At 71.8% G+C, this 22,693-nt stretch carries 26 protein-coding genes; 11 read left to right on the forward strand and 15 right to left on the reverse strand.

Translation table 11 applies throughout. The annotated features are described in order from the left end of the window. Positions 1-36 precede the first annotated feature (36 nt). A complete protein-coding gene (gene tyrS / locus ACFVXE_RS02925; protein ID WP_389668564.1) occupies positions 37-1,305 on the forward strand; it encodes a tyrosine--tRNA ligase in 1,269 nt (422 codons plus the stop codon). Positions 1,306-1,392: 87 nt separating this feature from the next. Here tyrS and ACFVXE_RS02930 read toward each other — a convergent pair whose 3' ends face one another. After that, positions 1,393-1,671, reverse strand: a complete 279-nt coding sequence (locus tag ACFVXE_RS02930; protein WP_389668566.1) for a GlsB/YeaQ/YmgE family stress response membrane protein — start codon at positions 1,669-1,671, stop codon at positions 1,393-1,395. Positions 1,672-1,875: 204 nt separating this feature from the next. Here ACFVXE_RS02930 and ACFVXE_RS02935 point away from each other — a divergent pair, with 204 nt between their 5' ends. Together ACFVXE_RS02935 and ACFVXE_RS02940 are read left to right on the forward strand one after the other, a co-directional pair. Further along, entirely contained in the window at positions 1,876-2,250 is a 375-nt protein-coding gene (locus tag ACFVXE_RS02935) for a DUF3099 domain-containing protein (RefSeq protein ID WP_389668892.1), read from the forward strand. Positions 2,251-2,445: 195 nt separating this feature from the next. After that, entirely contained in the window at positions 2,446-2,697 is a 252-nt protein-coding gene (locus tag ACFVXE_RS02940; RefSeq protein WP_389668568.1) for a hypothetical protein, read from the forward strand. 12 nt (positions 2,698-2,709) lie between these two features. Here ACFVXE_RS02940 and moaA read toward each other — a convergent pair whose 3' ends face one another. From moaA to ACFVXE_RS02955, 3 genes are all read right to left on the reverse strand, one after another. Continuing rightward, positions 2,710-3,699, reverse strand: a complete 990-nt coding sequence (gene moaA, locus ACFVXE_RS02945; RefSeq protein ID WP_389668570.1) for a GTP 3',8-cyclase MoaA — start codon at positions 3,697-3,699, stop codon at positions 2,710-2,712. A gap of 179 nt (positions 3,700-3,878) precedes the next feature. Beyond that, complete coding sequence (locus ACFVXE_RS02950; RefSeq protein WP_389668572.1) at positions 3,879-5,519, reverse strand: cation acetate symporter; 1,641 nt, start codon at positions 5,517-5,519, stop codon at positions 3,879-3,881. Then, entirely contained in the window at positions 5,516-5,881 is a 366-nt protein-coding gene (locus ACFVXE_RS02955) for a DUF485 domain-containing protein (protein ID WP_389668574.1), read from the reverse strand. The genes ACFVXE_RS02950 and ACFVXE_RS02955 overlap by 4 nt, the downstream gene beginning before the upstream one ends. Positions 5,882-6,167: 286 nt before the next feature. On the opposite strand from ACFVXE_RS02955, the gene ACFVXE_RS02960 reads away from it, so the two are divergent. Both ACFVXE_RS02960 and ACFVXE_RS02965 read left to right on the forward strand, forming a co-directional pair. Next, positions 6,168-7,703 carry a S8 family serine peptidase gene (locus ACFVXE_RS02960; protein WP_389668576.1) on the forward strand — a complete coding sequence of 512 codons (1,536 nt, stop codon included), beginning with the start codon at positions 6,168-6,170 and terminating at the stop codon, positions 7,701-7,703. An 83-nt stretch (positions 7,704-7,786) separates the two neighbouring features. After that, positions 7,787-9,208 (forward strand): CoA transferase, encoded by a 1,422-nt coding sequence (locus tag ACFVXE_RS02965; RefSeq protein ID WP_389668578.1) that lies wholly within the window; start codon positions 7,787-7,789, stop codon positions 9,206-9,208. Between the two features lie 120 nt (positions 9,209-9,328). Here the strand turns inward: ACFVXE_RS02965 and ACFVXE_RS02970 are convergent, their stop codons facing one another. The 4 genes from ACFVXE_RS02970 to ACFVXE_RS02985 all read right to left on the reverse strand — a co-directional run bounded on the left by ACFVXE_RS02970 (position 9,329) and on the right by ACFVXE_RS02985 (position 12,780). Then, complete coding sequence (locus ACFVXE_RS02970) at positions 9,329-10,369, reverse strand: zinc-dependent alcohol dehydrogenase family protein (RefSeq protein WP_389668579.1); 1,041 nt, start codon at positions 10,367-10,369, stop codon at positions 9,329-9,331. 21 nt (positions 10,370-10,390) lie between these two features. Further along, positions 10,391-11,080 (reverse strand): lysoplasmalogenase, encoded by a 690-nt coding sequence (locus ACFVXE_RS02975; protein ID WP_389668581.1) that lies wholly within the window; start codon positions 11,078-11,080, stop codon positions 10,391-10,393. Further along, positions 11,077-11,955, reverse strand: a complete 879-nt coding sequence (locus ACFVXE_RS02980; protein WP_389668582.1) for a sterol desaturase family protein — start codon at positions 11,953-11,955, stop codon at positions 11,077-11,079. Before ACFVXE_RS02980 ends, ACFVXE_RS02975 begins: the two co-directional genes overlap by 4 nt. 111 nt (positions 11,956-12,066) lie before the next feature. Continuing rightward, a complete protein-coding gene (locus ACFVXE_RS02985; RefSeq protein WP_389668584.1) occupies positions 12,067-12,780 on the reverse strand; it encodes a VIT family protein in 714 nt (237 codons plus the stop codon). Positions 12,781-13,134: 354 nt separating this feature from the next. Here ACFVXE_RS02985 and ACFVXE_RS02990 point away from each other — a divergent pair, with 354 nt between their 5' ends. The 5 genes from ACFVXE_RS02990 to ACFVXE_RS03010 all read left to right on the forward strand — a co-directional run bounded on the left by ACFVXE_RS02990 (position 13,135) and on the right by ACFVXE_RS03010 (position 18,052). Then, on the forward strand, positions 13,135-14,160 hold the full coding sequence (locus tag ACFVXE_RS02990) for a DEDDh family exonuclease (protein ID WP_389668586.1): 1,026 nt from the start codon (positions 13,135-13,137) through the stop codon (positions 14,158-14,160). Positions 14,161-14,224: 64 nt separating this feature from the next. After that, complete coding sequence (locus ACFVXE_RS02995) at positions 14,225-14,458, forward strand: hypothetical protein (RefSeq protein WP_078852816.1); 234 nt, start codon at positions 14,225-14,227, stop codon at positions 14,456-14,458. 71 nt (positions 14,459-14,529) lie between these two features. Next, the gene (locus ACFVXE_RS03000) at positions 14,530-15,345 is read left to right on the forward strand and encodes an SURF1 family protein (protein ID WP_389668894.1); all 816 of its coding nucleotides are present in this window, start codon (positions 14,530-14,532) and stop codon (positions 15,343-15,345) included. 146 nt (positions 15,346-15,491) lie between these two features. Further along, positions 15,492-17,291, forward strand: a complete 1,800-nt coding sequence (locus ACFVXE_RS03005) for a glycoside hydrolase family 15 protein (protein ID WP_389668588.1) — start codon at positions 15,492-15,494, stop codon at positions 17,289-17,291. Positions 17,292-17,296: 5 nt separating this feature from the next. Then, positions 17,297-18,052, forward strand: a complete 756-nt coding sequence (locus tag ACFVXE_RS03010; RefSeq protein WP_389668589.1) for an SDR family oxidoreductase — start codon at positions 17,297-17,299, stop codon at positions 18,050-18,052. A gap of 134 nt (positions 18,053-18,186) precedes the next feature. On the opposite strand, the gene amaP is transcribed toward ACFVXE_RS03010, so the two are convergent. Genes amaP through ACFVXE_RS03035 form a run of 5 tightly spaced genes read right to left on the reverse strand, consistent with a single transcriptional unit; the run spans position 18,187 to position 20,519 of the window. After that, complete coding sequence (amaP, locus tag ACFVXE_RS03015) at positions 18,187-18,774, reverse strand: alkaline shock response membrane anchor protein AmaP (protein ID WP_389668591.1); 588 nt, start codon at positions 18,772-18,774, stop codon at positions 18,187-18,189. Continuing rightward, positions 18,771-19,448 carry a DUF6286 domain-containing protein gene (locus tag ACFVXE_RS03020; protein WP_389668592.1) on the reverse strand — a complete coding sequence of 226 codons (678 nt, stop codon included), beginning with the start codon at positions 19,446-19,448 and terminating at the stop codon, positions 18,771-18,773. The genes amaP and ACFVXE_RS03020 overlap by 4 nt, the downstream gene beginning before the upstream one ends. Next, positions 19,445-19,789, reverse strand: coding sequence for a hypothetical protein (locus ACFVXE_RS03025; RefSeq protein ID WP_389668896.1), 345 nt, complete (start codon positions 19,787-19,789; stop codon positions 19,445-19,447). Before ACFVXE_RS03025 ends, ACFVXE_RS03020 begins: the two co-directional genes overlap by 4 nt. A gap of 14 nt (positions 19,790-19,803) precedes the next feature. Continuing rightward, the gene (locus tag ACFVXE_RS03030) at positions 19,804-19,995 is read right to left on the reverse strand and encodes a hypothetical protein (RefSeq protein ID WP_389668593.1); all 192 of its coding nucleotides are present in this window, start codon (positions 19,993-19,995) and stop codon (positions 19,804-19,806) included. A gap of 32 nt (positions 19,996-20,027) precedes the next feature. Further along, positions 20,028-20,519 carry an Asp23/Gls24 family envelope stress response protein gene (locus ACFVXE_RS03035; RefSeq protein WP_389668595.1) on the reverse strand — a complete coding sequence of 164 codons (492 nt, stop codon included), beginning with the start codon at positions 20,517-20,519 and terminating at the stop codon, positions 20,028-20,030. A 94-nt stretch (positions 20,520-20,613) separates the two neighbouring features. Here ACFVXE_RS03035 and ACFVXE_RS03040 point away from each other — a divergent pair, with 94 nt between their 5' ends. Then, on the forward strand, positions 20,614-21,315 hold the full coding sequence (locus tag ACFVXE_RS03040; protein WP_389668597.1) for a hypothetical protein: 702 nt from the start codon (positions 20,614-20,616) through the stop codon (positions 21,313-21,315). 64 nt (positions 21,316-21,379) lie between these two features. Here the strand turns inward: ACFVXE_RS03040 and ACFVXE_RS03045 are convergent, their stop codons facing one another. Together ACFVXE_RS03045 and ACFVXE_RS03050 are read right to left on the reverse strand one after the other, a co-directional pair. Next, positions 21,380-22,171, reverse strand: coding sequence for an enoyl-CoA hydratase/isomerase family protein (locus tag ACFVXE_RS03045; protein ID WP_389668599.1), 792 nt, complete (start codon positions 22,169-22,171; stop codon positions 21,380-21,382). Positions 22,172-22,329: 158 nt separating this feature from the next. Continuing rightward, entirely contained in the window at positions 22,330-22,551 is a 222-nt protein-coding gene (locus ACFVXE_RS03050) for a helix-turn-helix domain-containing protein (RefSeq protein WP_037691626.1), read from the reverse strand. Positions 22,552-22,693: the final 142 nt, after the last annotated feature.

The following is a 22,693-nucleotide window of genomic DNA, read 5'->3' on the forward strand; positions in this document are numbered from 1 at the left end:
TACCGATCGACACAGAAACCAAGGAGACACAGGACCGTGACGGACATCGTCGACGAGCTGAAGTGGCGCGGGCTGTTCGCCCAGTCCACTGACGAGGACGCATTGCGCAAGGCGCTCGCGGACGGTCCCGTGACGTTCTATTGCGGCTTCGACCCCACAGCGGCGAGCCTGCACGTCGGACACCTGGTGCAGGTGCTGACCGTGCGCCGGCTGCAGCAGGCCGGGCACCGGCCGCTCGCCCTGGTGGGCGGGGCCACCGGGCAGATCGGTGACCCGCGGCCGACCGCGGAGCGCACGCTGAACGATCCGGAGACGGTCGCGAACTGGGTGACGCGGCTGCGGTCCCAGATCGAGCCGTTCCTGTCCTTCGAGGGCGCGAACGCCGCGGTCATGGTGAACAACCTGGACTGGACCGCGGGCCTGTCCGCGATCGAGTTCCTGCGGGACATCGGCAAGCACTTCCGGGTCAACAAGATGCTCACCAAGGACTCCGTCGCCCGTCGGCTGGAGTCGCAGGAAGGCATCAGCTACACGGAGTTCAGCTACCAGCTGCTGCAGGGGATGGACTTCCTGGAGCTGTACCGGCGGCACGGCTGCACGCTGCAGCAGGGCGGCAGCGACCAGTGGGGCAACCTCACGGCGGGCATCGACCTGATCCACCGCCTGGAGCCGGGTGCCGAGGTGCACGCGTTGGCCACCCCGCTGATGGTGAAGGCGGACGGGACCAAGTTCGGCAAGTCCGAGAGCGGGGCCGTCTGGCTGGACCCGGAGATGACGACGCCGTACGCGTTCTACCAGTTCTGGCTGAACGTGGACGACCGGGACATCTCCTCGTACCTGCGGATCCTCAGCTTCAGGAGCCGTACCGAGCTCGAGGAGCTCGAACAGCTCACCGCGGAGCGCCCGCAGGCCCGAACGGCGCAGCGGGCGCTGGCGGAGGAGCTGACGACGCTGGTCCACGGCGCGGATCAGTGCGCGGCGGTCATCGCGGCGTCGAAGGCGCTGTTCGGCCAGGGCGAGCTGGGGGAGCTGGACGAGGCGACGCTGAGCGCGGCGCTCTCCGAGGTGCCGCACGCGCAGGTCACCGAGCTCGGCCCGCTGGTGGACCTCCTGGTGGAGGTCGGTCTGGCACCGAGCAAATCGGGAGCCCGCCGCACCGTCAAGGAGGGCGGAGCCTACGTGAACAACGTCAAGGTCACGGACGGCGAGGTGGCACCGGCTCAGGAGGAGCTGCTGCACGGGCGCTGGCTGGTGCTGCGCCGGGGCAAGAAGAACCTCGCGGCCATCGAGGTCGTCGCCGGCTGACCGGTGACGACACGCACTGCGGCCGGGCACGCGACATGCGTGCCCGGCCGCAGTGGGTTCCCGACCTCGGGGATCGGACCTCCGGGATCAGGCCTTCTGTTTTCTGGTGCCGCGCATCGATGCCCAGATCATGTCGCCGACGCCGACCACGACCACCGCACCGATCAGCTGCAGCAGGTGGCGCGTCCAGTCGATGCCACTGGTGTCGTTGACGCCGATCCAGGTCGCGACGGCATTGCCGAGGACGCTGCCGATGATGCCGAAAATGGTCGTCAGCCAGAGTGGGATGTTCTGCTTCCCCGGCAGGATCGCCTTGGCGATCAGGCCGAGAACCAGACCCACGATGATTGCCCACAACCAGCCCATGTTGCCTCCTCATGCGGCGCGCTGTCGCGCATGTGCGCCCAGTCTCGGCGACGCAGCCACGCCTCGCATGTCGGGCAGGTCCGTATGCGCCCGGCGTGTGCGGACATGCGCGGATACCTCCTGCCCCCGGTCTCGAACCCGCCGGACGCCGGGCGTACCGTGGAGGCGGCTCGCGGAGAGCCCGGGGAAGGGTGGTGGAACGTGCTGCGGAAGCAGAGCGGTGCGGAGGTCTTCCGGATCACGGGAGCGCGGCAGGGGCTCGCGGACGACGTGCGCGGCAGGCAGCGCCGCTATGTGATCTCGATGTCCGTACGGACGCTCTCGGTGATCCTGGCCGCGGTGCTGTGGAACATCGAGAAGCCCGTGGCGATCGTGGCGCTCGCCCTGGGTGCGCTGCTCCCGTACGTCGCCGTCGTCATCGCCAACGCGGGCCGGGAGAACACCCCTTCGCTGCCCTCGACGTTCGTCCCGCCGCCCACCCGGCCGATGCTCGGAGCCGCCCCTGCGGCGGGTCCGGCGGAACCCGGACCGGCCGCCGACCGGGTCCGCAGTGCCACAGATCCGCCTGAGCACAGTTGAGCGGACGCCACGCCGAACCTCAGGAAAAGCTCAGATCAATCATGAAGTTCAGGTGCACCGCACCCCGGTCCGCGTGACATACTTCGTACGCGCTCCGCATCCCCCGTCGGAGCGACAGACCGACGCCGGGCAGCTCCCCCCGTGGCTGCTCGGCGTCGTTTTTCCACGGCTCTCTCCGGGCCTAGGGTTGAGCGCGTGAACTCCCCGGAAAACACCCCCGAGAGCGCTGCCGCCACCGCACCGATCTGCTCCGCCAAGGGCTGCCGTACGGCAGCCGTATGGGTACTGGCCTGGAACAATCCGAAACTGCACACCCCGGAGCGGCGTAAGACCTGGCTCGCCTGCGACGAGCACCGGGAGCACCTCTCCTCGTTCCTGGGGATGCGGGGCTTCCTCAAGGACGTCGTGACGCTGGCGGAGTGGGAGTCCTCGGCCGACGGCCACTGACGGTCTGCGCCGTCAACCGCCGATCGCCGACATCGGGCGGTCGGGCTGCAGGAACGACGGGTCGTCCAGACCGGATCCGGCCTTCTTCCCCCACATCGCGAGCCGCCAGATCCGGGCGATCTCCTCGTCCGGTGCGTCGGAGCGCAGCGCACCGCGCAGATCCGTCTCCTCGCGGGCGAACAGGCAGGTCCGCACCTGGCCGTCGGCGGTGAGCCGGGTGCGGTCACAGGCCCGGCAGAACGGGCGGGTGACGGATGCGATGACGCCGACCCGCTGAGGTCCGCCGTCGACGAGCCAGCGCTCGGCGGGGGCGGATCCGCGCTCGTCCTCGCCCTCCGCGGTGAGGGCGAAACGGGTGCGCAGCGAGGCGAGTATGTCGCCCGCCGTGATCATGCCGTCGCGCTTCCAGCCGTGCTGGGCGTCGAGCGGCATCTGCTCGATGAAGCGGAGCTCGTATCCGTGGTCCACCGCCCAGGCGAGCAGGTCGGGGGCCTCGTCCTCGTTGAGCCCCGGCATCAGGACGGTGTTCACCTTGACCGGGGTGAGGCCCGCGTCGTGGGCGGCTTCGAGACCCGCCAGCACGTCGTGGTGGCGGTCGCGGCGGGTGAGGGTCTTGAAGACGTCGGGGCGCAGGGTGTCCAGGGAGACGTTGACCCGGTCCAGCCCGGCCGCCTTCAGTGCGGCGGCGGTGCGCTTGAGCCCGATGCCGTTGGTGGTGAGCGACATCCTCGGGCGTGGGGTCAGGGCCGCGCACCGGGCGACGACGGAGACGAGGCCCGGGCGGAGCAGCGGCTCGCCGCCGGTGAAGCGGACTTCCGTGATCCCGAGCCGGGTGACGGCGATGCGGACGAGCCGGACGATCTCGTCGTCGCTGAGCAGGTCCGGCTTGGCCAGCCACTGCAGGCCCTCCTCGGGCATGCAGTAGGTGCACCGCAGGTTGCAGCGGTCGGTCAACGAGACGCGCAGGTCGGTGGCGACCCGATCGTAGGTGTCGATGAGCATGGTGGGCCCCTCCTCCCGGTCTGTCCCCGGTCACGGATCTGACGCTTCCGAGACTACGCGAGACCTGTGACACCCAGGTGGCCCGTATGACACGAGGAGCGGCGTGGCCGCGTCGTAGGGTCCTACGACGCGGCCACGGAACGGCTCGGTACGCGGCAGGGCCGCGTCCGGTTCTCCGGTCAGTGGGCGCCGGTGCCGGTGAGGGACTTGACCTCCAGTTCCGCGTACTTGCCGGCGTCGGGCTCCTCCTTCGAGAGGAGCGAGCCGAGCCAGCCCAGCAGGAAGCCCAGCGGTATGGAGATCAGGCCGGGGTTCTCCAGCGGGAACCACGCGAAGTCCACGCCCTTGAACATCGACGACTTCGCGTTCCCGGAGACGACCGGCGAGAACAGCACCAGGAGCACCGAGGAGGCCAGGCCGCCGTAGATCGACCAGAGGGCGCCGCGGGTGGTGAACCGCTTCCAGAAGAGGCTGTAGAGGATGGTCGGGAGGTTGGCGGAGGCGGCGACCGCGAAGGCGAGCGCCACCAGGCCGGCGACGTTCATGTCACGGGCGAAGGCGCCGAGGAGGATCGCGACCGCGCCGATCAGGACGGTGGCCCAGCGGGCGGCCCGCATCTCCTCCTTCTCGGTGGCCTTCCCCCTGCGGATGACGTTGGCGTAGATGTCGTGGGCGAAGGACGACGAGGAGGCCAGGGTGAGCCCCGCCACCACGGCGAGGATCGTGGCGAAGGCGACGGCCGAGATCACGGCGAGCAGGACGGCACCGCCGGTGGTCCCGACCCCGCCGAGGTACTCGGCGAGCTGCGGAGCCGCCGCGTTGCCGGCCGGGTTCTTCGCGATGATCTCGGCGGGCCCGATGAGCGCCGCGGCGCCGAATCCGAGCGCGATCGTCATCAGGTAGAAGGCGCCGATGATGCCGATGGCCCAGTTAACCGACTTGCGGGCGGCCTTGGCGGTCGGGACGGTGTAGAAGCGGATCAGGATGTGCGGGAGTCCGGCGGTGCCGAGGACCAGGGCGATGCCGAGGGAGAGGAAGTCCAGCTTCGAGGTGCTGGTGGCCCCGTACTTGAGACCGGGCTCCAGGAAGGCCGCTCCGTGGCCGCTCTTCTCGGCGGCGGTGCCCAGCAGGTCGGAGATGTTGAAGTCGAACTTGAGCAGCACCAGGAAGGTCATCAGGAGAGCACCCGCGATGAGCAGGACGGCCTTGACCATCTGCACCCAGGTGGTGCCCTTCATGCCGCCGACGGTGACGTACACGATCATCAGTACGCCGACGAGCGCGACGATGAGGATCTTCCCGGCGTCACTGGTGATGCCGAGGAGCAGCGAGACGAGCACACCCGCGCCCGCCATCTGCGCCAGCAGGTAGAAGATCGAGACGACGATGGTGGAGACGCCCGCGGCGGTACGGACCGGACGTTGCCGCATCCGGTACGCGAGGACGTCGCCCATCGTGTAGCGGCCCGAGTTGCGCAGCGGTTCCGCGACCAGCAGCAGGGCCACCAGCCAGGCGACGAGGAAGCCGATCGAGTAGAGGAAGCCGTCGTAGCCGAAGAGGGCGATCGCGCCGGCGATACCGAGGAACGAGGCGGCGGACATGTAGTCGCCGGAGACCGCGAGTCCGTTCTGGAAGGCGGTGAACTGGCGGCCGCCGGCGTAGAAGTCGGAGGCGCTCCTGGTCTGCCGGCCGGCCCAGACGGTGATGCCCAGGGTCGCGGCGACGAAGAACGCGAAGAGCGTGATGATCAGCGGCCGGTGCTCCGAGGTGGACGAGGCGGCGAGCTGGATCACGGGGTGCGCGTGGTACGCGGCGCTCATGCGTCGGCCTCCATACGGGACTTGATGGCCTCGGCCTTGGGGTCGAGCTTCGCCGCGGCGTGCCGCGAGTAGAGCCAGGCGATGAGGAAGGTGGTGGCGAACTGGGCGAGACCGAACACGAAGGCCACATTGATGTTGCTGTACACCTTGGTGCCCATGAAGCCGCCAGCGTAGTTCGACAGCAGCACGTACAGCAGGTACCAGACCACGAAGGCGATGGTCAGCGGGAAGGCGAACGAGCGGTGGGCGCGGCGCAGTTCGGCGAATTCCGCGCTCGCCTGCACTTCGGCGAACTGTACTGTCGTGGGTTGGACAGGACCGGTGTCGGGACTGTCTTCGGACAGTGATGCATCGGTAGCCACGGATTCTCCTCGCGACGCGGGTTCGTTGGTGGGCAGGGGTGTTCCGCAACAGGCCCCCGGTGTGCGGCCGGTGGTGCGCCTCCCCTGCCAACGGCACGGAGAGCGCGGCGAAGCGGTTCACCGCGCGGTGCCACTTCATGGATCCGCCCGTTCGGCTCCCCCTCTCCCGAAACGAATTACGTCAATTCGTTGATGAGCCGGAAGATCGGCGATAGCTTCGCCCTTCATGCACGCGGCCGGACACGCCCCGTGTCCGGCCGGCTGACACGGATGATGTGGAGACCCCATGGCTCATCTGAGATCCGGACGGACACGCGCACTGGTGCTGCCCGTCGGATTGGCCCTCACCGCCTCGCTCGGCTTCCTGCCGGCGAGTGCCGCGTCCGCCGCGCCGGCCCACGGAGCGCCCGTCGCGGCCCCGGCCGACGGCCCGGAGCTCTCGTACGTCGTCAACACCCGCGGTGGCCACGACACCGTCAGGCAGGTACGGACGGCGATCGCCGCGGCCGGCGGCACGGTGGTGATCGCATACGAGCAGATAGGCGTCATCGTCGTCCACTCGCAGAACCCGGGGTTCGCCGAGTCGATACGCCGGGTGAGGGGCGTCGAGTCGGCGGGGGCCACGCGCACCAACCCCATCGTTCCGCAGGCCACCACGGACATCGGGGTGGAGCAGCCGCTCACCGCCGAGCAGGCGCGGACCGCGGCCGCGGAGGCCGTGGACGGCCAGGACCCGATGGAGCCCCTGCAGTGGGATCTGCCCGCCATCAAGGCCGACCAGGCGCACAAGGTGTCGCTGGGCAGCAGCAAGGTCACGGCCGCGGTCATCGACACCGGGGTCGACGACACCCATCCGGATCTCGCCGCGAACTTCGACCGCGCGGCGTCGGCGAACTGCGTGAGCGGCGCCCCGGACACGACGGACGGCGCCTGGCGCCCGAAGGCCGGTGAGAGCGACCACGGTACGCACGTCGCGGGCACCATCGCCGCCGCCAGGAACGGCATCGGTGTGACCGGTGTCGCGCCGGGCGTGAAGGTCGCGGGCATCAAGGTGGCGAACCCGAACGGGTTCTTCTACACCGAGTCCGTCGTCTGCGGATTCGTCTGGGCCGCCGAGCACGGCGTCGATGTCACCAACAACAGCTATTACACCGACCCGTGGCTCTTCAACTGCAGGAACGACCCCGACCAGGGCGCCCTGGTCGAGGCGATCTCGCGGGCCACCCGGTACGCGGAGAGCAGGGGGACGGTCAACGTCGCCGCGGCCGGCAACGACGCCTTCGACCTGGCCGGTGCCACGATCGAGGACACGGTCAGCCCGAACGACGCCCCCCAGCCGCTCACCCGGACGATCGACCCGCGCAAGTGCGTCGACACCCCGGCGATGCTGCCGGGTGTCGTGACGGTCTCCGCGACGGGCGCCAAGGGCCTGAAGGCCTCGTACTCCAACTACGGTCGCGGGGTCATCGACGTGACGGCGCCGGGCGGCGACTCGACGGCCTATCAGACGCCCGCCCCGCCGGCCACCAGCGGCCTGATCCTCTCGACGCTGCCGGGCGGCAAGTACGGCTACAAGGCGGGTACGTCGATGGCCACCCCGCATGTCGTGGGTGTCGTCGCACTGATCAAGTCGTCGCATCCGCACGCCTCGGCTGCGCTGGTGAAGGCGCTGCTGGCGTCGGAGGCGGACGCCACCGCGTGCGGTGCGCCGTACGACATCGACAACGACGGCAAGATCGACGCCGTCTGCGAGGGCTCCAGGAACCGCAACGGCTTCTACGGTGCCGGTGTGGTGGACGCACTGGACGCGGTCCGCCGGTAGCGGCACGCGTCGCGGGGAGGGCCGGGGACTCGCGCCCCGGCCCTCCCTTCCCTCGCGGTGGCACTCCGTGCCACAGTGCGGTCATGACGCACGCGCGGAACTCGGGCACGGAGCAGGCATGGGCCGCTCTCGGCGGTGATCCCGCCCTTCTGGAGCGCATCGACGGCGGCGGACCGGCCGGGGTACTGCCCGCGCGGCTGCCCGTCCTGGAACTGGCCCGTTCCACCGTCGCGGTCTGTGCCCTGGCCGCCGCCGAACTCGCCGCGCGCCGTACCCGGGGCGGCTCCGGCGCCGTGCCGCGGGTCCGGGTCGACGACGGTGCGGTGGGCACCGCGTTCCTCAGCGAGCGTCATCTGCGGATCGACGGGCGGGCACCGGCCACGTTCGCCCCGCTGTCCCGGTTCTGGCGGACGGCCGACGGCTGGGTCCGCACCCACGCCAACTACCCGCACCACCGGGCCCGGTTGCTCACCGCGCTCGGCCTGCCCGACGACGCCGGAGCGGACGCGGTGGCCGCCGTCCTCGCCGGGCGCCGGTCGGTGGAGACCGAGGAGACGGTGTACGCGGCGGGCGGTCTGGCCGTCGCGCTGCGCACCCCCGAGGAGTGGGCGGCGCACGAGCAGGGCGCCGCGATCGCCGCACGCCCGCTGCTGACGCTCGACCGGACCGAGGGACCCGGCCCGGTGGCCCCGCGCCGCCTCGCCCCGCTCGCCGCCGCCCCGCTGCTGCCCGCCGCCGGGCTGCGGGTCCTGGACCTGACCCGGGTCCTGGCCGGTCCGGTCGCCACCCGCGATCTGGCGCTGCTCGGCGCGGACGTCCTGCGGATCGACGCACCGCAGCTGCCGGAGAGCCAGGACGCCCACAACGACACCGGCTTCGGCAAGCGGTCGGTCTCCCTGGACCTGCGCGACCGGGCGGGCCGGGCGACGTTCGAGGAACTGCTCGCCGAGGCCGACGTGCTGGTCACCGGTTACCGGCCGGGCGCCCTGGAGGCGTACGGCCTGACTCCGGAGGCGCTCGCCGTACGCCGCCCCGGCCTGGTTCTCGCGCAGGTGTCCGCGTGGGGGCGGTACGGGCCGTGGCACGAACGGCGCGGCTTCGACAGCCTGGTGCAGGTGGCCTCGGGCATCGCGGCGCTGGAGGGCGGTCCCGGGGCACCGGGCGCGCTGCCCGCGCAGGCCCTCGATCACGGCACCGGCCATCTGCTGGCGGCGGGGATCCTGCGGGCACTGTCCGACCAGCACGACGAGGGCGGTTCCCGGCTGCTGCGGCTGGCACTCGGGCAGACGGCTCACTGGCTGTGCAACGGGGTTCCGCGGCGGCCGGACGCCGGCACCTCGGAGACGTACGACCCCGAGAAGTACCTCGGCTCCGTGGACGGCGTGACGGGACGTCTGCGGTACGCCCTGCCGCCGGTCTCGTTCGCGGGCGGCCCCACGGACTGGTCCCGTCCGCCGGGCCGGCTGGGCGCGGACGCCCCTCGGTGGCGTGCCGTCGCTGCCTGACCGGGAGTTCCGGGGCGGCGGCCGGCCGGGCGGCGCCCCGGTACGGGCGGCGCTGTGCGGGACGGGCCCGGCGGACCTGCCGCGTCCGCCGGGCCCGGGCGTTTCACCGCGGTGGACCCGTCACGGCTTGATGAGGACCTTCAGCGCCGTGCGCTCGTCCATCGCCTTGTAGCCGGCGGGGACCTCGTCGAGACCGATGGTGAGGTCGAAGACGGGCGACGGGTCGATCGTGCCGGCCAGGACGTCGGGGAGCAGTTCCGGGATGTACGCCCGCACGGGGGCGACGCCACCGCGCAGGGCGATGTTCCGGTCGAACATGACGTCGAGGTCCAGGCCGGTGCCGCTGCCGTGCGGCACGCCGACGTAACCGATCGAGCCGCCGTCGCGGGCGATGCCGACCGCGGTACGCATCGACTGCTCGGTGCCGACGGCCTCGATCACGGCGTGCGCGCCGCCGCCGGTCATGTCCCGCACGGCGGCGACGGCCGCGTCGCCGCGTTCGGCGACGACGTCCGTGGCACCGAAGGCACGGGCGATGTCCGTGCGCACCTGGTGGCGGCCGAGCGCGATGATCCGCTCGGCGCCGAGCCGCTTGGCGGCCATGACACCACACAGGCCGACCGCGCCGTCACCGACGACGGCGACCGTGGTACCGGGCTTCACGCCCGCGCCGACGGCGGCGTGGTGCCCGGTGCCGAGCACGTCGGACAGGGCGAGGAGCGCGGTGAGCAGCCGGTCGTCGGACGCGGCGGCGGCCGGGAGCTTGACGAGCGTGCCGTCGGCGAACGGGACGCGCACCGCCTCGCCCTGACCGCCGTCGGAGCCGACCGAGCCCCAGAAGCCGCCCTGCGGGCAGGACGTCATCAGGCCCTCGGCGCAGTACGCGCAGGTGCCGTCCGACCAGACGAACGGGGCGACGACGAGGTCACCGACGGAGCAACCGCTGACCTCCGAGCCGGCCTCCTCGACGATCCCGAGGAACTCGTGGCCGATCCGCTGGCCGGGCTGGCGGGCGGACTCGCCGCGGTAGGCCCACAGGTCGCTGCCGCAGATACAGGCCCGCAGGACCCGCAGCACCACATCGGTGGGCTGCTGGATCGCCGGGTCCGGCACCTCCTGTACACGAATGTCGTGGGGGGCGTGGATGACGGTGGCGCGCATGGGCGGGGATCCTTGCTGGTCTCAGATGCTGATACTCCGCTCACCGTACGCCCCCGAGGTGACGGCGGCCCATCGCGCACCCGGCGCGAGCGCCCCGACGGTGAGCAGGAACTGCGCCAGGACATACGTGAGCATGACCCAGAAGCCGGGGGCGGGCAGCTGCGGCCAGTCGGCCACCCCGGTGGCGATGAGCGCGTCGGAGAGCAGGAAGAGCGCCCCGCCGAGCCCGGCGTACCGGCCACGGGTGCTGGACCGGTACGCCATCGCGGCGAGCAGCAGGCTGTAGCCGGTCACCGGGATCCGCAGCTCCGCGGGGAGTCCGCCCCGGAGCAGAACGAGGAAGACGGCGAGCACGACGGCGTACGCCAGCCCCAGCGGCAGGGAGCTCCGGGCGCGTCCGAAGAGCCACAGATAGCAGACGTGGCCCGCGGCGAAACAGCCCATGCCGACGAGGAACGCGGTGTCGGTGTCCGACAGCAGGAACACGTCGCCGCCCCAGCCGAGAAGCAGTGCGGCGACGAGCGGCCGCGGGCCGCGGCGAGCGGCCGCGTACCCGGCGAGCAGCGGCATCAGCAGCGGCTTGGCGACGAGGTGGACGGGGGACGCGTCGGCGAGGACGCCGGCGAGATCGACGGCGGAGACGACGAGGAACGCGATGAGCAGGGGGCGTACGAGGCGTGCCCGGCGGTCCGGGGACGCGTCGGCGCTCATCCGGCGCGCTCGGGCAGCGGGACGGTACCGGCGGATGGCTCGGCCGCCGGCTGCCACCCCGGCCCGCGGAAGATCCGCCCGGCGCGCTCGCTCCAGCTGTCCGCCGCCCGTACGTCCCGGGCGATCGCGGCGTACTCATGGGTCGCGACGCGCAGCGGGTTGTGGGTGGTGATGTTCTTGGTGAGTCCGTAGACGGGCCGCTCGGTCTCGGCGGTGAAGGAGCCGAAGAGCCGGTCCCACAGGATCAGGATCCCGCCGAAGTTCCGGTCGAGGTAGCCGCCCTGGGAGGCATGGTGAACGCGGTGGTGGGAGGGCGTGTTGAGTGCGTACTCGAAGGGCCGGGGCAGCTTGTCGATCCGTTCGGTGTGCACCCAGAACTGGTAGACGAGGTTGGCCGAGGAGCAGAAGGCCAGCGCCGCCGGATGGACCCCGCAGGCGATGAGCGGCACGTAGAACGGCCAGACGGTCAGTGAGGTCCAGGGCTGGCGCAGCGCGGTGGTGAGGTTGAAGCTGCGGCTGGAGTGGTGGACCACATGGCAGGCCCACAGGAGCCGGATGACGTGGTGGCCGCGGTGGGACCAGTAGTAGAAGAAGTCCTGGGCGAGCAGCATCAGCAGGATCGTCCACCACAGGACGGGGACGCGGAGCGGGGTCAGCTCGTAGACCGCGGTGTAGACGGCCACGATGGGCACTTTCCACAGCAGGTCGAAGACGAGACTGCCAAGGCCCATGGTGACGCTGGTGACGGCGTCCTTGGTCTCGTACCCGGCGGCGTCCTCGTCGGGGTGGATGCGGTGGCTGACCATTTCGACAACGGTGAGCAGGACGAAGGCCGGTATGGACCACAGCACGACATCGGGCAGGTTCGGCTCCATGCGAGCACCGTAGAACCGTCGGCCGGTCGCGGACTAGACGTTGTTACCAACAAGTATGGGAGACGCGATGTCAACAACCTTTGGCGCCTTCCGCCAACACGGCGCCACGGGTCAGGCCCCGGCCGCCCCCAGCAGCGCCCCCGCCACGTAGGTCACCCCCATCGCCACGGCTCCCCCTCCTGTGTTCCGCAGCACCGCGCGGCCCACCGCCGCGTCGCCCAGCCTCGCGCTCCACCACCCCGTGCACGCCAGCGCCGCCAGGACCGCGAGCACGGTGACGACCAGCCGCACGGACGGCGGCGGGAGCACGATCGCCAGCAGCGGCAGCAGGGCACCTGCGGTGAACGCCAGGAAGCTGGCGCCCGCCGCGTGCCACGGGTTCGTCAGGTCGTCCGGGTCGATGCCGAGCTCGACCTCGGCGTGGGCGCGGAGCGCGTCGCGTTCGGTGAGCTGGAGGGCGGCTTCGCGGGCGACTTCGTGGCTGAGCCCCTTGTCCTCCAACAGCCCTGTGAGTTCGGCGAGTTCCGCCTCGGGGGTCTCCTGGAGCTCGCGTTTCTCCATGGCCAGCGCCGCCTGTTCCGAGTCGCGCTGGGTGGAGACCGATACGTACTCGCCCGCCGCCATCGACATGGAGCCTGCAAGCAGTCCGGCCAGGCCGGCCGTCAGCAGGGTGGCGCGGTCGCCGGTGGCTCCGGCGACGCCGACGACCAGGCCCGCGGTGGAGACGACGCCGTCGTTCGCGCCGAGGACCGCGGCGCGCAGCCAGTTCAGCCGCGCGCCGAGACCGTTGCCGTGCGCTTCGTCATGCGTCGTGGAATCCGTCACCCGGGGATGGTCTCACTCTCCGTCCCGCCTCCGGGTACCGGTGGGGCCGCCCCGGGGCGAACACGGGTTCACGGTAAGGAGGTTCGCGGCCCGCCAGGCCTCGCGGGGGCAGCGCAGGCCGGCTTCCGGGCGCTCGAACGGGACCGGAACGCCCCCGGTCCGGTCCCCCGGTGAGGGTGATCCGCGGCGGTGGCCACCACGGCGTACGACCCGGTGCCCGGCTGTTCGCGGCGGCGTGCGCGCACGGCCGGCCGGGCCGCCGGACGTCGGCGGAACGGTGCGGACCCAGGCGCCCGACGGGTTCGAACACGGGGCTCCCGAATAGGGAGCTGTCAGTCCCGGCCCGTATTCTCTGTGACCATGCTCGACGACCGCCAGACCGCAGCACCGTGGCCGACCGCCTACCCCCAGGGGTACGCGGTCGTCGACGTGGAGACCACCGGCCTCGCCCGCGACGACCGGATAGTGTCCGCTGCCGTCTACCGGTTGGACGCCCAGGGCAACGTCGAGGACCACTGGTACACCCTCGTCAACCCGGAGCGGGACCCGGGCCCCGTCTGGATCCACGGACTGACCAGCGACGTCCTGGAGGGCGCCCCGCTCTTCCCGGAGGTCGCCGCCGACCTCTCCGAGCGGCTCGCGGGCCGGGTCCTGGTCGCGCACAACGCCGCCTTCGACTGGTCGATGCTGGCCCGGGAGTACGCGCGTGCGGCAGTCGTCGCCCCGGTCGCCCAGCGGCTCTGCACCATCGCGCTCTCCAAGGAGCTGCGGCTGCCGCTGCCCAACCACAAGCTCGAGTCGCTCGCGGCGCATTTCGGCGTGGTGCAGCAGCGGGCGCACCACGCGCTGGACGACGCACGGGTGCTGGCCGAGGCGTTCCGGCCGAGCCTGCACGCGGCGGCGCGCGACGGGGTGCGGCTCCCGCTGCTGGAGTGCCGCCCGCTGACCGAGTGGTCGGACTCCCCGGTGGCCCCGCGGGTCGGCTATCAGTCCTCGTACGGCAGCCAGAACAGCTGGCGCCCTTCGCGCAAGCGGCCCGCCTGCCCGTATCCGAACCCCGGGCGGTACGACAAGGACAAGCCGCTCATGCAGGGCATGCGGGTGGCGTTCTCCGGGGACACCTCCATCGACCGCGAGCTGCTGGAGGACCGGGCGGTCGAGGCCGGGCTGCATGTGGCGACCAGCGTCTCCCGGCTGACCAGCCTGCTGGTGACCAACGACCCGGACGCGGCGACGTCGAAGACGGTGAAGGCGAAGTCGTTCGGCACGCCGATCGTGGACGAGAACGCCTTCACCCATCTGCTGCGGGACGTGGCACAGGTGTCGGCGACGACCGGGGCGCCGGCCGCTCCCCCGGTGTCCGCGCCGTCATCGGAGTGAACCGGGGGCGACTCGCCCGCCCACCGCTCGCCGCCCGGCATCCCGGCGTCCCACCCTGTGGCGCATGGCACGTTGTGAGGTTTGCGGAAACGACTACGGCATGTCGTTCGAGGTGCACGCGCAGGGCGCGGTGCACGTCTTCGACTGCTTCTCCTGCGCCATCCACCGCATGGCACCCATCTGTGAACACTGCCGCGTCCAGGTGATCGGCCAGGGCGTCGAGGTCGACGGACACTGGTTCTGCGGTGGTCACTGCGCCCGCGCCGAGGGGAAGGTGGGCATCATCGACAAAGTCTGATCCACGGTCGCACGGCCCCTCCCCCCACCCCCTGCGCGATGCGCCCCATGACGCAGTTGTACCGTCATGGGGTGTACCGCTTCCTGTTGACCCGGCAGTGGCTGATCCTCGCCCTGCTCACCCTCGTCCTGATCCCCACGATGGTCGAGCTGGGCTTCTGGCAGCTCCACCGGCATGAGCACCGGGTGGCACAGAACTCCCTGATCTCGCGGAACCTCAAGGCGAAGCCGGTCGCGGTGGCCACGCTCACCTCCCCCGGCCACACCGTGCCGCTCTCCGACTACTGGCGCGCGGTGACGGCCACGGGAACGTACGACACCGAGCACGAGGTCGTCGTGCGCCGCAGGACCTCCACCGACGGCGCCATCGGCTTCCACGTGCTGATCCCGCTCGACCTCAAGGGCGGCGGCACGGTCCTGGTCAACCGCGGATGGGTTCCCACCGCCGACGACCAGCGCGCCTTCCCGGACATCCCTGCCGTGCCCAAGGGCGAAGTGACCGTCACCGGCCGGCTCAAGGCCGACGAGACGACGGGCACCAGCGGCATCAAGGACCTGTCGGACCTGCCGGACCGCCAGGTGATGCTGATCAACAGCGCGCAGCAGGCCAGAGCCCTCTCCCGGCCGGTCCTCGGCGGCTACATCGAGCAGACCGGCCCCGAACCGGCCGGCGACGTACCGGAGCTGATCGCGGCGCCGGACGACAGCTCGATCGGTCCGCACATGGCGTACGCGGTCCAGTGGTGGCTGTTCGCCTCCGGTGTCCCGGTCGGCTACGTGGTGCTGGCCCGGCGCGAGAAGCGCGACCGGGTGGAGGCGGCGAAGGCGGCGGCTGCCGCGGACCAGGAGTCGGAGCAGCCCGGGAAGCCCGAGCCGGCAACGGCCTGAGCGGGCCGGATCCGCCACCGGCCGGGCCGGCCGGTGGCCGCCGCCCCCGGCACCGGCCGGCGGGGCGGCGCGGTGACGTCGTGCTTGCGGCCGCCCGTGGGACACCGGCTGCTTAGCGGGGCCGCGGTTCGGGAACACGGCAGAACGTGACCCCACTCATCGAGGACTACGCCCTCATCGGCGATCTGCAGACAGCCGCCCTGATCGGCAGGGACGGTTCCGTCGACTGGCTCTGTCTGCCCCGGTTCGATTCGGGTGCCTGCTTCGCCGCGCTGCTCGGCGACGAGGACAACGGCCACTGGCGCATCGCTCCGAAGGGCGCGGACACCTGCACCCGGCGCAGCTATGCGGGTGACTCCCTCGTCCTGGAGACGTTCTGGGAGACCCGTACCGGCACGGTGAAGGTCATCGACTTCATGCCGCAGCGGGACCAGGAACCCGATGTGATGCGGATCGTCGAGGGGATCAGCGGGACCGTCGACATGACCTCGGTGATCCGGCTGCGTTTCGACTTCGGCTCCGTCGTGCCGTGGGTGCGCCGCTCGCAGGGCCACCGGGTGGCGGTCGCCGGACCGGACTCCGCCTGGCTGCGCAGCGAGCCGCCGGTCAAGACCTGGGGCCAGCAGTTCTCCACCTGCTCGTCGTTCACCGTCGCCGCGGGCGAACAGGTCGCGTTCGTGCTGACCTGGCACCCCTCGCACTCGCCGCGCCCCGATCTCGTCGACCCGCACGAGGCGCTGAAGAACACCCTCGCCGACTGGGCCGAATGGTCGGCCCGCTGCAAGTACCGGGGCCCGTACCGGGAGGCCGTGATCCGCTCGCTGATCACCCTGAAGGCCCTCACCTTCGCCCCGACCGGCGGGATCGTGGCGGCCCCCACCACCTCGCTCCCGGAGGAGATCGGCGGCGTACGGAACTGGGACTACCGCTTCTGCTGGCTGCGCGACTCCACCCTGGCGCTCAACGCGATGATCTCGGCCGGCTACCTGGAGGAGGCCGCGGCCTGGCGGGACTGGCTGCTGCGCGCCGTCGCCGGCGACCCGGCCGATCTCCAGATCATGTACGGCCTGGCGGGCGAACGGCGGCTGCCCGAGTCGGAGCTGCCGTGGCTGCGCGGGTACGAGAACTCCGGCCCGGTCCGGATCGGCAACGCGGCGGTCCGGCAGCGGCAGCTCGATGTGTACGGAGAGGTCATCGACTCGCTGCGGCTGGCACGCGAGGCGGGCCTGGACGACAAGCCGCACGCCTGGAGTCTGCAGCTGAGCCTGCTCGGCTTCCTGGAGTCCACCTGGCGCGAACCGGACGAGGGGCTGTGGGAGATCCGCGGTCAGCGCCGCCACTTCGTGCACTCGAAGGTGATGGCCTGGGTCGCCGCCGACCGCGCCGTGCGGACCCTGGAGGCGGATCCGTCGCTGGCCGGGGACGCCGACCGGTGGCGGGCGATGCGGGACGCCGTGCACCGGGAGGTGTGCGAGAAGGGCTACGACCCGGTACGGAACACCTTCACGCAGTCGTACGGCTCCCGGGCCCTGGACGCCGCGACGCTGCTGATCGCCCGGACCGGCTTCCTGCCGCCGGACGATCCACGGGTCGTCGGCACGGTCGACGCGGTCCGGGCCGAGCTGGGCAGCGGCGGACTGGTCCGCCGCTACAGCACCGAGGGAGTCTCGATCGACGGGCTTCCCGGCGGTGAAGGGGCCTTCCTGGCGTGCTCGTTCTGGCTGGCGGACGCGTTGCGCCTGACCGGGCGCACCGACGAGGCCACGGAACTCTTCGAGCAGCTCCTCGCGCTCTGCAACGATGTGGGGCTGCTCGCCGAGGAGTACGACACCACGGGACAGCGGCAACTGGGCAATTTCCCGCAGGCGTTCAGCCACATCGGCCTGGTGAGCACGGCCGTGGCCCTGGCCGGGGACGACATGATGGAGGCCGAGACGGCAGGATAGGGCCCATGGATCTTGGACTGAAGGACCGTGTGTACATCGTCACCGGCGCGACGCGGGGGCTCGGGAACGCCACCGCGCGGGAGCTGGCGGCGGACGGCGCGAAGGTGATCATCACCGGCCGTGACGAGAAGCGGGTCGAGGCGGCCGCCGCCGAACTGGGACCGGACGCGGTCGGTCTCGTGGCCGACAACGCGGAGCCCGCCGCGGCGCAGCGTCTGGTGGATGCCGCCCATGAGCGATTCGGGCGGCTGGACGGCGTCCTGATCAGCGTCGGCGGACCGGCCCCCGGCATGCTCGCCGACAACACGGACGAGCAGTGGCAGTCGGCGTTCGAGTCGGTCTTCCTGGGTGCGGTGCGGATGGCCCGTACGGCGGCCGCGGTGCTCGGCGAGGGCGGGGTCATCGGCCTCGTGCTCTCCGGCTCGGTGTACGAGCCGATCGCCGGGCTGACCATCTCGAACGGCCTGCGGCCCGGTCTGGCCGGGTTCGCCAAGTCCCTGGCCGACGAGCTCGGGCCGCGGGGCATCCGCGTGGTGGGCGTGCTGCCCGCCCGGATCGACACGGACCGGGTGCGGGAGCTGGACGCGCTGTCCGGCGATGCGGAGGCCTCGCGTGCGGCGGCCGAGGCACGCATCCCGCTGCGCCGGTACGGCACTCCGGAGGAGTTCGGCCGGACCGCGGCGTTCCTGCTGTCGCCTGCGGCGTCGTACCTGACCGGCATCATGGTTCCGGTGGACGGCGGTTCGCGGCACGGCTTCTGAGCGGCACGGCTTCTGGGCGGGGCGTGACCGGGGCGTCCGGTGGCCCTCCCCGGCCGCCGGACGGTCGGTGTGCGGCGGCCGTCCGGCGGGGGGCGGTGTGCTCCCGCGCCTTCCGGGCGGCTCCTGCTGAGCCGTCAGCTCACCCGTTCCGCCCGGTGCTTGACGGCCCGCAGCCGCACCTCGGCCGGCAGCTCCGCCAGGCCCGCCGAGTCCCGGGCATGGGCCAGCGCCTCGTCCGTGAGTCGGCCGAGCGCCTCGTCCGGCGCCGCGTGCGGCTCCATCAGCAGCCGGATCCGCGCCTGCGGCGAGCTGCGCCGGCCCACCAGCATCACCTGCGCGCGGGCCACCCCGTCCAGCGCTCCCGCCTCACCGGCGAGGACGCCCTCCAGGGCCCGGCCGCGCAGCAGCGCCCCCTCGCCGTCGCCGCTGTCGACCAGCACTTCGGCGAGACGGGCGCGGCGGAATTGGCTGAGCAGCCACCACAGGGCGAGGACGACCAGCACCGCGAGGACCACGATCACGGTCGGCCACCACCAGCTCTCGCCGTGCCAGCGGTCCCGGTCGGCGCTGCTGAGCAGTACGTCGTTCCTGCCGCGGAAGGGCCACCAGGACGGTACGCGAAGACCGAGCCCGGCGGCGAGCACCGCGCCACCACCACAGATCAGCACCAGCCCGGCCAGTGCGAGCAGTACCCGGTTGACGGTCCTGAGCACAGCGGTCACCCCTTCCTCGTCGGACGGCGGACGTGCACCGACAGACCCGGCGGCTTCGCCAGGCCGAGCTCCTCGATCCCTGTTCCCAGAACCGTGTCCAAGTCGGCCCGTACGTCGTCGAGTTCACGGAAGTGGGAGACGGCGCGCACCGTGACCTTGCCGCGCCCCATCCGGACCCGCACCGACTGCACGCCGGCCACCTCGACGGACCGGTCGCGCAGGGCCAGGGCTGCGGCGGTCCGGTCGAGCCCGGCCCTCACCCCGGGGCGGTCGCGGCGCATCGGCAGCACGTCACGCAACCCTGGGGTGGCAGCGAGGACGACCAGCCACAGGCCGATCGCCGCCGCGGCCGCCGCGCCGGCCAGCACCCACACGTTGTCCAGTGGGCGGCGCGCCAGCTCATCGGCGAGCCAGCGGCGCCATCGCATCGCCGGGTGGTCGGCCCGTACCGCCGCCACGTCGTACAGCAGCAGGCCGAGGCCGCCGAGGAGCACCAGCGCGAGAAGACCGGCGGGGATCCGGCGCGCGGACCAGAAGCGGCCGGCGCCGCCTCCGCCGTGCTCCTTCACCGGCGCCGGATCGTAGGACGCGGCGGAGGCGGACTGGTCCAGCGCCAGTGCGCCACCGTGTTCGACGGTGGGCAGGCGCCGGGTGCTGCTCTCCGGGTCCTGGGGCTCGGTCATCGGATCCTCCCCTGTGCCGCGGCGCTCGCTCCCGCGGGGTGCAGACGCTCGACCTGTACGGCCACTTCGGGCACTTCCATCCCCGCCAACGCTTTTACCCGTTCGACGACACGCCGACGCACCGCGCCGCACTGGCGGCCGATGTCGGTGGGATATCCGAGATCCAGGCTGACCCGCACGCGGGCGGTGTCACGGCGCACCGTGACAGTGGCGCGCGGCGGATCACCGTCCTCCGGCGGCTCGTCGACCGCCTCCTTGGCCGCCTGTGCGGCGATCTTCGCAACCACCCGGTCGGCGATCCGGGTCTCCCCGCGTTCCGCGGCGGGGACCCGGCCGAGCATCCCCGACAATGCCGTCACCGCCGTCGGTCGCCGCGCTCGCGACTCCGGAAGAAGTCGCCGGGTTCCAGGTCACCGTCGGCGAAGCGCCCGACGACGAACCCGATCGCCCCCAATGCGGCAACCAGCAGAAAGGCCCCGAACCCGCCGAAGTACCCGGCGAAACCGAGTGCCATGCCGGCCACCATGCCGACCACAGCCATGTTCATCGTGTGCTCCTCAACTGCCTCCGCTGGAAGGCCTACTGGAGACGTGGCTCGGGCTGGCCGTCGTCGTCGGGATCGTCGGGCAGCTTCACATCGCTGACCGCGATGTTGACCTCGACGACTTCGAGGCCCGTCATGCGCTCGACCGCCGCGATGACGTTCTCCCGTACGTCGCGGGCGACATCGGCGATCGATACTCCGTAGTCGACGACGATCTCCAGGTCCAGGGCGGTCTGGGACTCGCCGACCTCCGCCTTGACGCCCCGGGTGACGGACTTGCCGCCGCCGGGGACACGGTCGCGCACCGCACCGAAGGTGCGGGAGAGGCCGCTGCCCATCGCGTGGACGCCGACCACGTCGCGTGCCGCCATGCCGGCGATCTTCTCGACCACCCCGTCCGCGATGGTGGTGCGCCCGCGGGTGGCTGGATCTCCCCCGCCGCGCTTGGTCAGCGGACTTTTCCTGCCGTCGTCCCCCGTCACGCTGTCGGGGCTCTCGGGTCGGTTCCGCTGTGGGGTGTCGGTCATCGCCACTCTTCCCTTCGGGGCAGGGGTTGGACTTCCTCGCCCACATTAAGTGCGCTTGCCCCGTCTCGCGCCGCGGATGCGGCAGGCTGGAGCAATGACGACAGCTGACAGCCCGCACAGGGCCGACGGATGGACGGCTGCGGTACGGCAGAGGCTCGGCCTGGGCCGATTGCTCCCTCTGGGTGGTCCGGCGGACGGCGTGTGGATCTCGGAGCGGGCCGCCGTCTCGGTGCTGCGCCGCTGGGTCTGCGTATCGGGCCCGGGTCCGGTGCTGGGCGAGATGAGGATCGTGCCGGCCGACCCGGATGCGGCGCCGGCGCCGGCGTTGCCGCCACCGCCGAGCGCACTGCCGCCGGGGCCGCTGCGGATCGAGGCGGCCATGTCGGCGACGGCCGACCAGCCGCTTCCCGCCGCCGCGGCCGTGCTGCGCTCGGCGCTGCTGGAGGCCGCCGCCGCGCGGCTGGGCCTGGTGGTCACCGAAGTGGATCTGCGGGTGACGGAGCTGCTGGACACGGTCCCCGACCGGCCCGCCCCTGAGGCGAGCGGGGTGCGCGGGGCGGAGCCGGAGGGCACGGCGGGGGTGGCGGCGGCCGGAGTTCCCGGTGTCGCAGCGCTGACCCGGGTGCTGGGCAACGCGGTGCACACGGATGCGGACCATGTGCGGGTGGAACTGGCGACGGACGGGAGCCACCAGGCGCTCGATGTGGCACTGGCGGTGCGCGTGGTGGTGGCAGCGGCCCTGGCCGGACATCCGCCGGTCACGGTGCTGGTCACCGCGGTGGTGGACGCGGAGTGACCGGGCGGCCGCCGACCGGGTGACGGTCCGTGCGTCCGTCGCCGCTGCCGTGCCGTCGCGTCCGTCAGTCCGTGAGGCCTGCGAGGTCGCGCAGGCGCCGGCCCTGGGCGGCGCGTTCGGCGGCGCGCTGGTCCTCGTAGGTACGCGAGACCGCGCCGCCGAGCAGCGCCTTGGTCTCGATGACGGCGTCGCGCGGGGCCGCCAGAAGCGCGCCGGACAGCTCCCGGGCCGCCGCGTCGAGCTCGTCGGCGGGGACCACGAGGTTGGCGAGGCCGGTGCGCTCGGCCTCGTCGGCGTGCACGAAACGGCCGGTGGCGCAGATTTCGAGCGCGCGGGCATACCCCACCAGGTTCACCAGGGGGTGCGTGCCGGTGAGGTCGGGAACCAGGCCGAGGCTGGTCTCGCGCATGGCGAACTGCACGTCCTCCGCGACGATCCGCAGATCGCAGGCGAGGGCGAGCTGAAAGCCTGCGCCGATGGCATGCCCCTGGACCGCCGCGATCGACACGATGTCGTTGCGGCGCCACCAGGTGAACGCCTCCTGGTACTCGGCGATGGTCGCGGAGAGCTCGGCCTCCGGGCCGCGTGCCAGGTCGAGGAAGGACGGCTCCCCGTCGAATCCTTCGGGGGTGAACGCCTGCCGGTCGAGGCCCGCGGAGAAGGACTTGCCCTCGCCGCGGAGCACGACGACCCGCACACTGCCGGGCAGAGCCCGTCCGGCCTCCGTCAACGCCCGCCACAGAGCGGGGGACTGAGCGTTGCGCTTGGCCGGATTGGTGAGGGTCACCGTGGCAACCGCGTCGTCGACGGTGAGTCGTACGCCGTCCTTGTCGAGCACAGGGTCGAGCGAGGTCATGGCGGGCCTCCGGTTCGGATCCAGTCAGCAGTTCAAGCTAAGTGACTGAACAGTAACCACCCGGCCGACCGCACGATCGACCGGGTGGCCACCACCCGAAACCGGTGAGCCCTCGGGGCACGCCCGTACCGCGGCCTGTCCCGATCCGCCTGCGGCCGTCAGGCCGTGGCGGCCTTCTTGCCCCGTGTCGCACCGCCGCGTCCCCGCAGCGTGACTCCGGACTCGCTGAGCATCCGGTGCACGAATCCATAGGAGCGGCCGGTCTCTTCGGCCAACGCCCGGATGCTCGCACCGGAGTCGTACTTCTTCTTCAGGTCTGCCGCGAGCTTGTCGCGCGCGGTGCCGGTCACCCGGCTGCCCTTCTTCAGAGTCTCGGCCACCCGTGCCTCCTCGTGGGAAGTGCGCTCTGGATTCTCATGATCACCCCTACGCGGCTTCCTGGCCACCCATTCGGCAAGGTCCGTGCGACCGGATTCGCACCCCGGCCGCGCGTCATCACGATCGGAATCCTGAATTCCGCCG

It is taken from the genome of Streptomyces sp. NPDC058231, assembly GCF_042882275.1.
In the GTDB taxonomy this organism is placed as follows: Bacteria; Actinomycetota; Actinomycetes; order Streptomycetales; family Streptomycetaceae; genus Streptomyces.

What these genes read in the sequence shown, in the direction of transcription:
- ACFVXE_RS02930 (WP_389668566.1), bottom strand. Translation starts at nt 1,671, where the DNA reads ATGGGCTGGTTGTGGGCAATCATCGTGGGTCTGGTTCTCGGCCTGATC.
- moaA (WP_389668570.1), bottom strand. Translation starts at nt 3,699, where the DNA reads ATGCTCATCGACACCTACGATCGGGTCGCCACCGACCTGCGCGTCTCG.
- ACFVXE_RS02950 (WP_389668572.1), bottom strand. Translation starts at nt 5,519, where the DNA reads ATGAGCGCCGCGTACCACGCGCACCCCGTGATCCAGCTCGCCGCCTCG.
- ACFVXE_RS02960 (WP_389668576.1), top strand. Translation starts at nt 6,168, where the DNA reads ATGGCTCATCTGAGATCCGGACGGACACGCGCACTGGTGCTGCCCGTC.
- ACFVXE_RS02965 (WP_389668578.1), top strand. Translation starts at nt 7,787, where the DNA reads ATGACGCACGCGCGGAACTCGGGCACGGAGCAGGCATGGGCCGCTCTC.
- ACFVXE_RS02970 (WP_389668579.1), bottom strand. Translation starts at nt 10,369, where the DNA reads ATGCGCGCCACCGTCATCCACGCCCCCCACGACATTCGTGTACAGGAG.
- ACFVXE_RS02975 (WP_389668581.1), bottom strand. Translation starts at nt 11,080, where the DNA reads ATGAGCGCCGACGCGTCCCCGGACCGCCGGGCACGCCTCGTACGCCCC.
- ACFVXE_RS02980 (WP_389668582.1), bottom strand. Translation starts at nt 11,955, where the DNA reads ATGGAGCCGAACCTGCCCGATGTCGTGCTGTGGTCCATACCGGCCTTC.
- ACFVXE_RS02995 (WP_078852816.1), top strand. Translation starts at nt 14,225, where the DNA reads ATGGCACGTTGTGAGGTTTGCGGAAACGACTACGGCATGTCGTTCGAG.
- ACFVXE_RS03010 (WP_389668589.1), top strand. Translation starts at nt 17,297, where the DNA reads ATGGATCTTGGACTGAAGGACCGTGTGTACATCGTCACCGGCGCGACG.
- ACFVXE_RS03020 (WP_389668592.1), bottom strand. Translation starts at nt 19,448, where the DNA reads ATGACCGAGCCCCAGGACCCGGAGAGCAGCACCCGGCGCCTGCCCACC.
- ACFVXE_RS03025 (WP_389668896.1), bottom strand. Translation starts at nt 19,789, where the DNA reads ATGCTCGGCCGGGTCCCCGCCGCGGAACGCGGGGAGACCCGGATCGCC.
- ACFVXE_RS03030 (WP_389668593.1), bottom strand. Translation starts at nt 19,995, where the DNA reads ATGAACATGGCTGTGGTCGGCATGGTGGCCGGCATGGCACTCGGTTTC.
- ACFVXE_RS03035 (WP_389668595.1), bottom strand. Translation starts at nt 20,519, where the DNA reads ATGACCGACACCCCACAGCGGAACCGACCCGAGAGCCCCGACAGCGTG.
- ACFVXE_RS03040 (WP_389668597.1), top strand. Translation starts at nt 20,614, where the DNA reads ATGACGACAGCTGACAGCCCGCACAGGGCCGACGGATGGACGGCTGCG.
- ACFVXE_RS03045 (WP_389668599.1), bottom strand. Translation starts at nt 22,171, where the DNA reads ATGACCTCGCTCGACCCTGTGCTCGACAAGGACGGCGTACGACTCACC.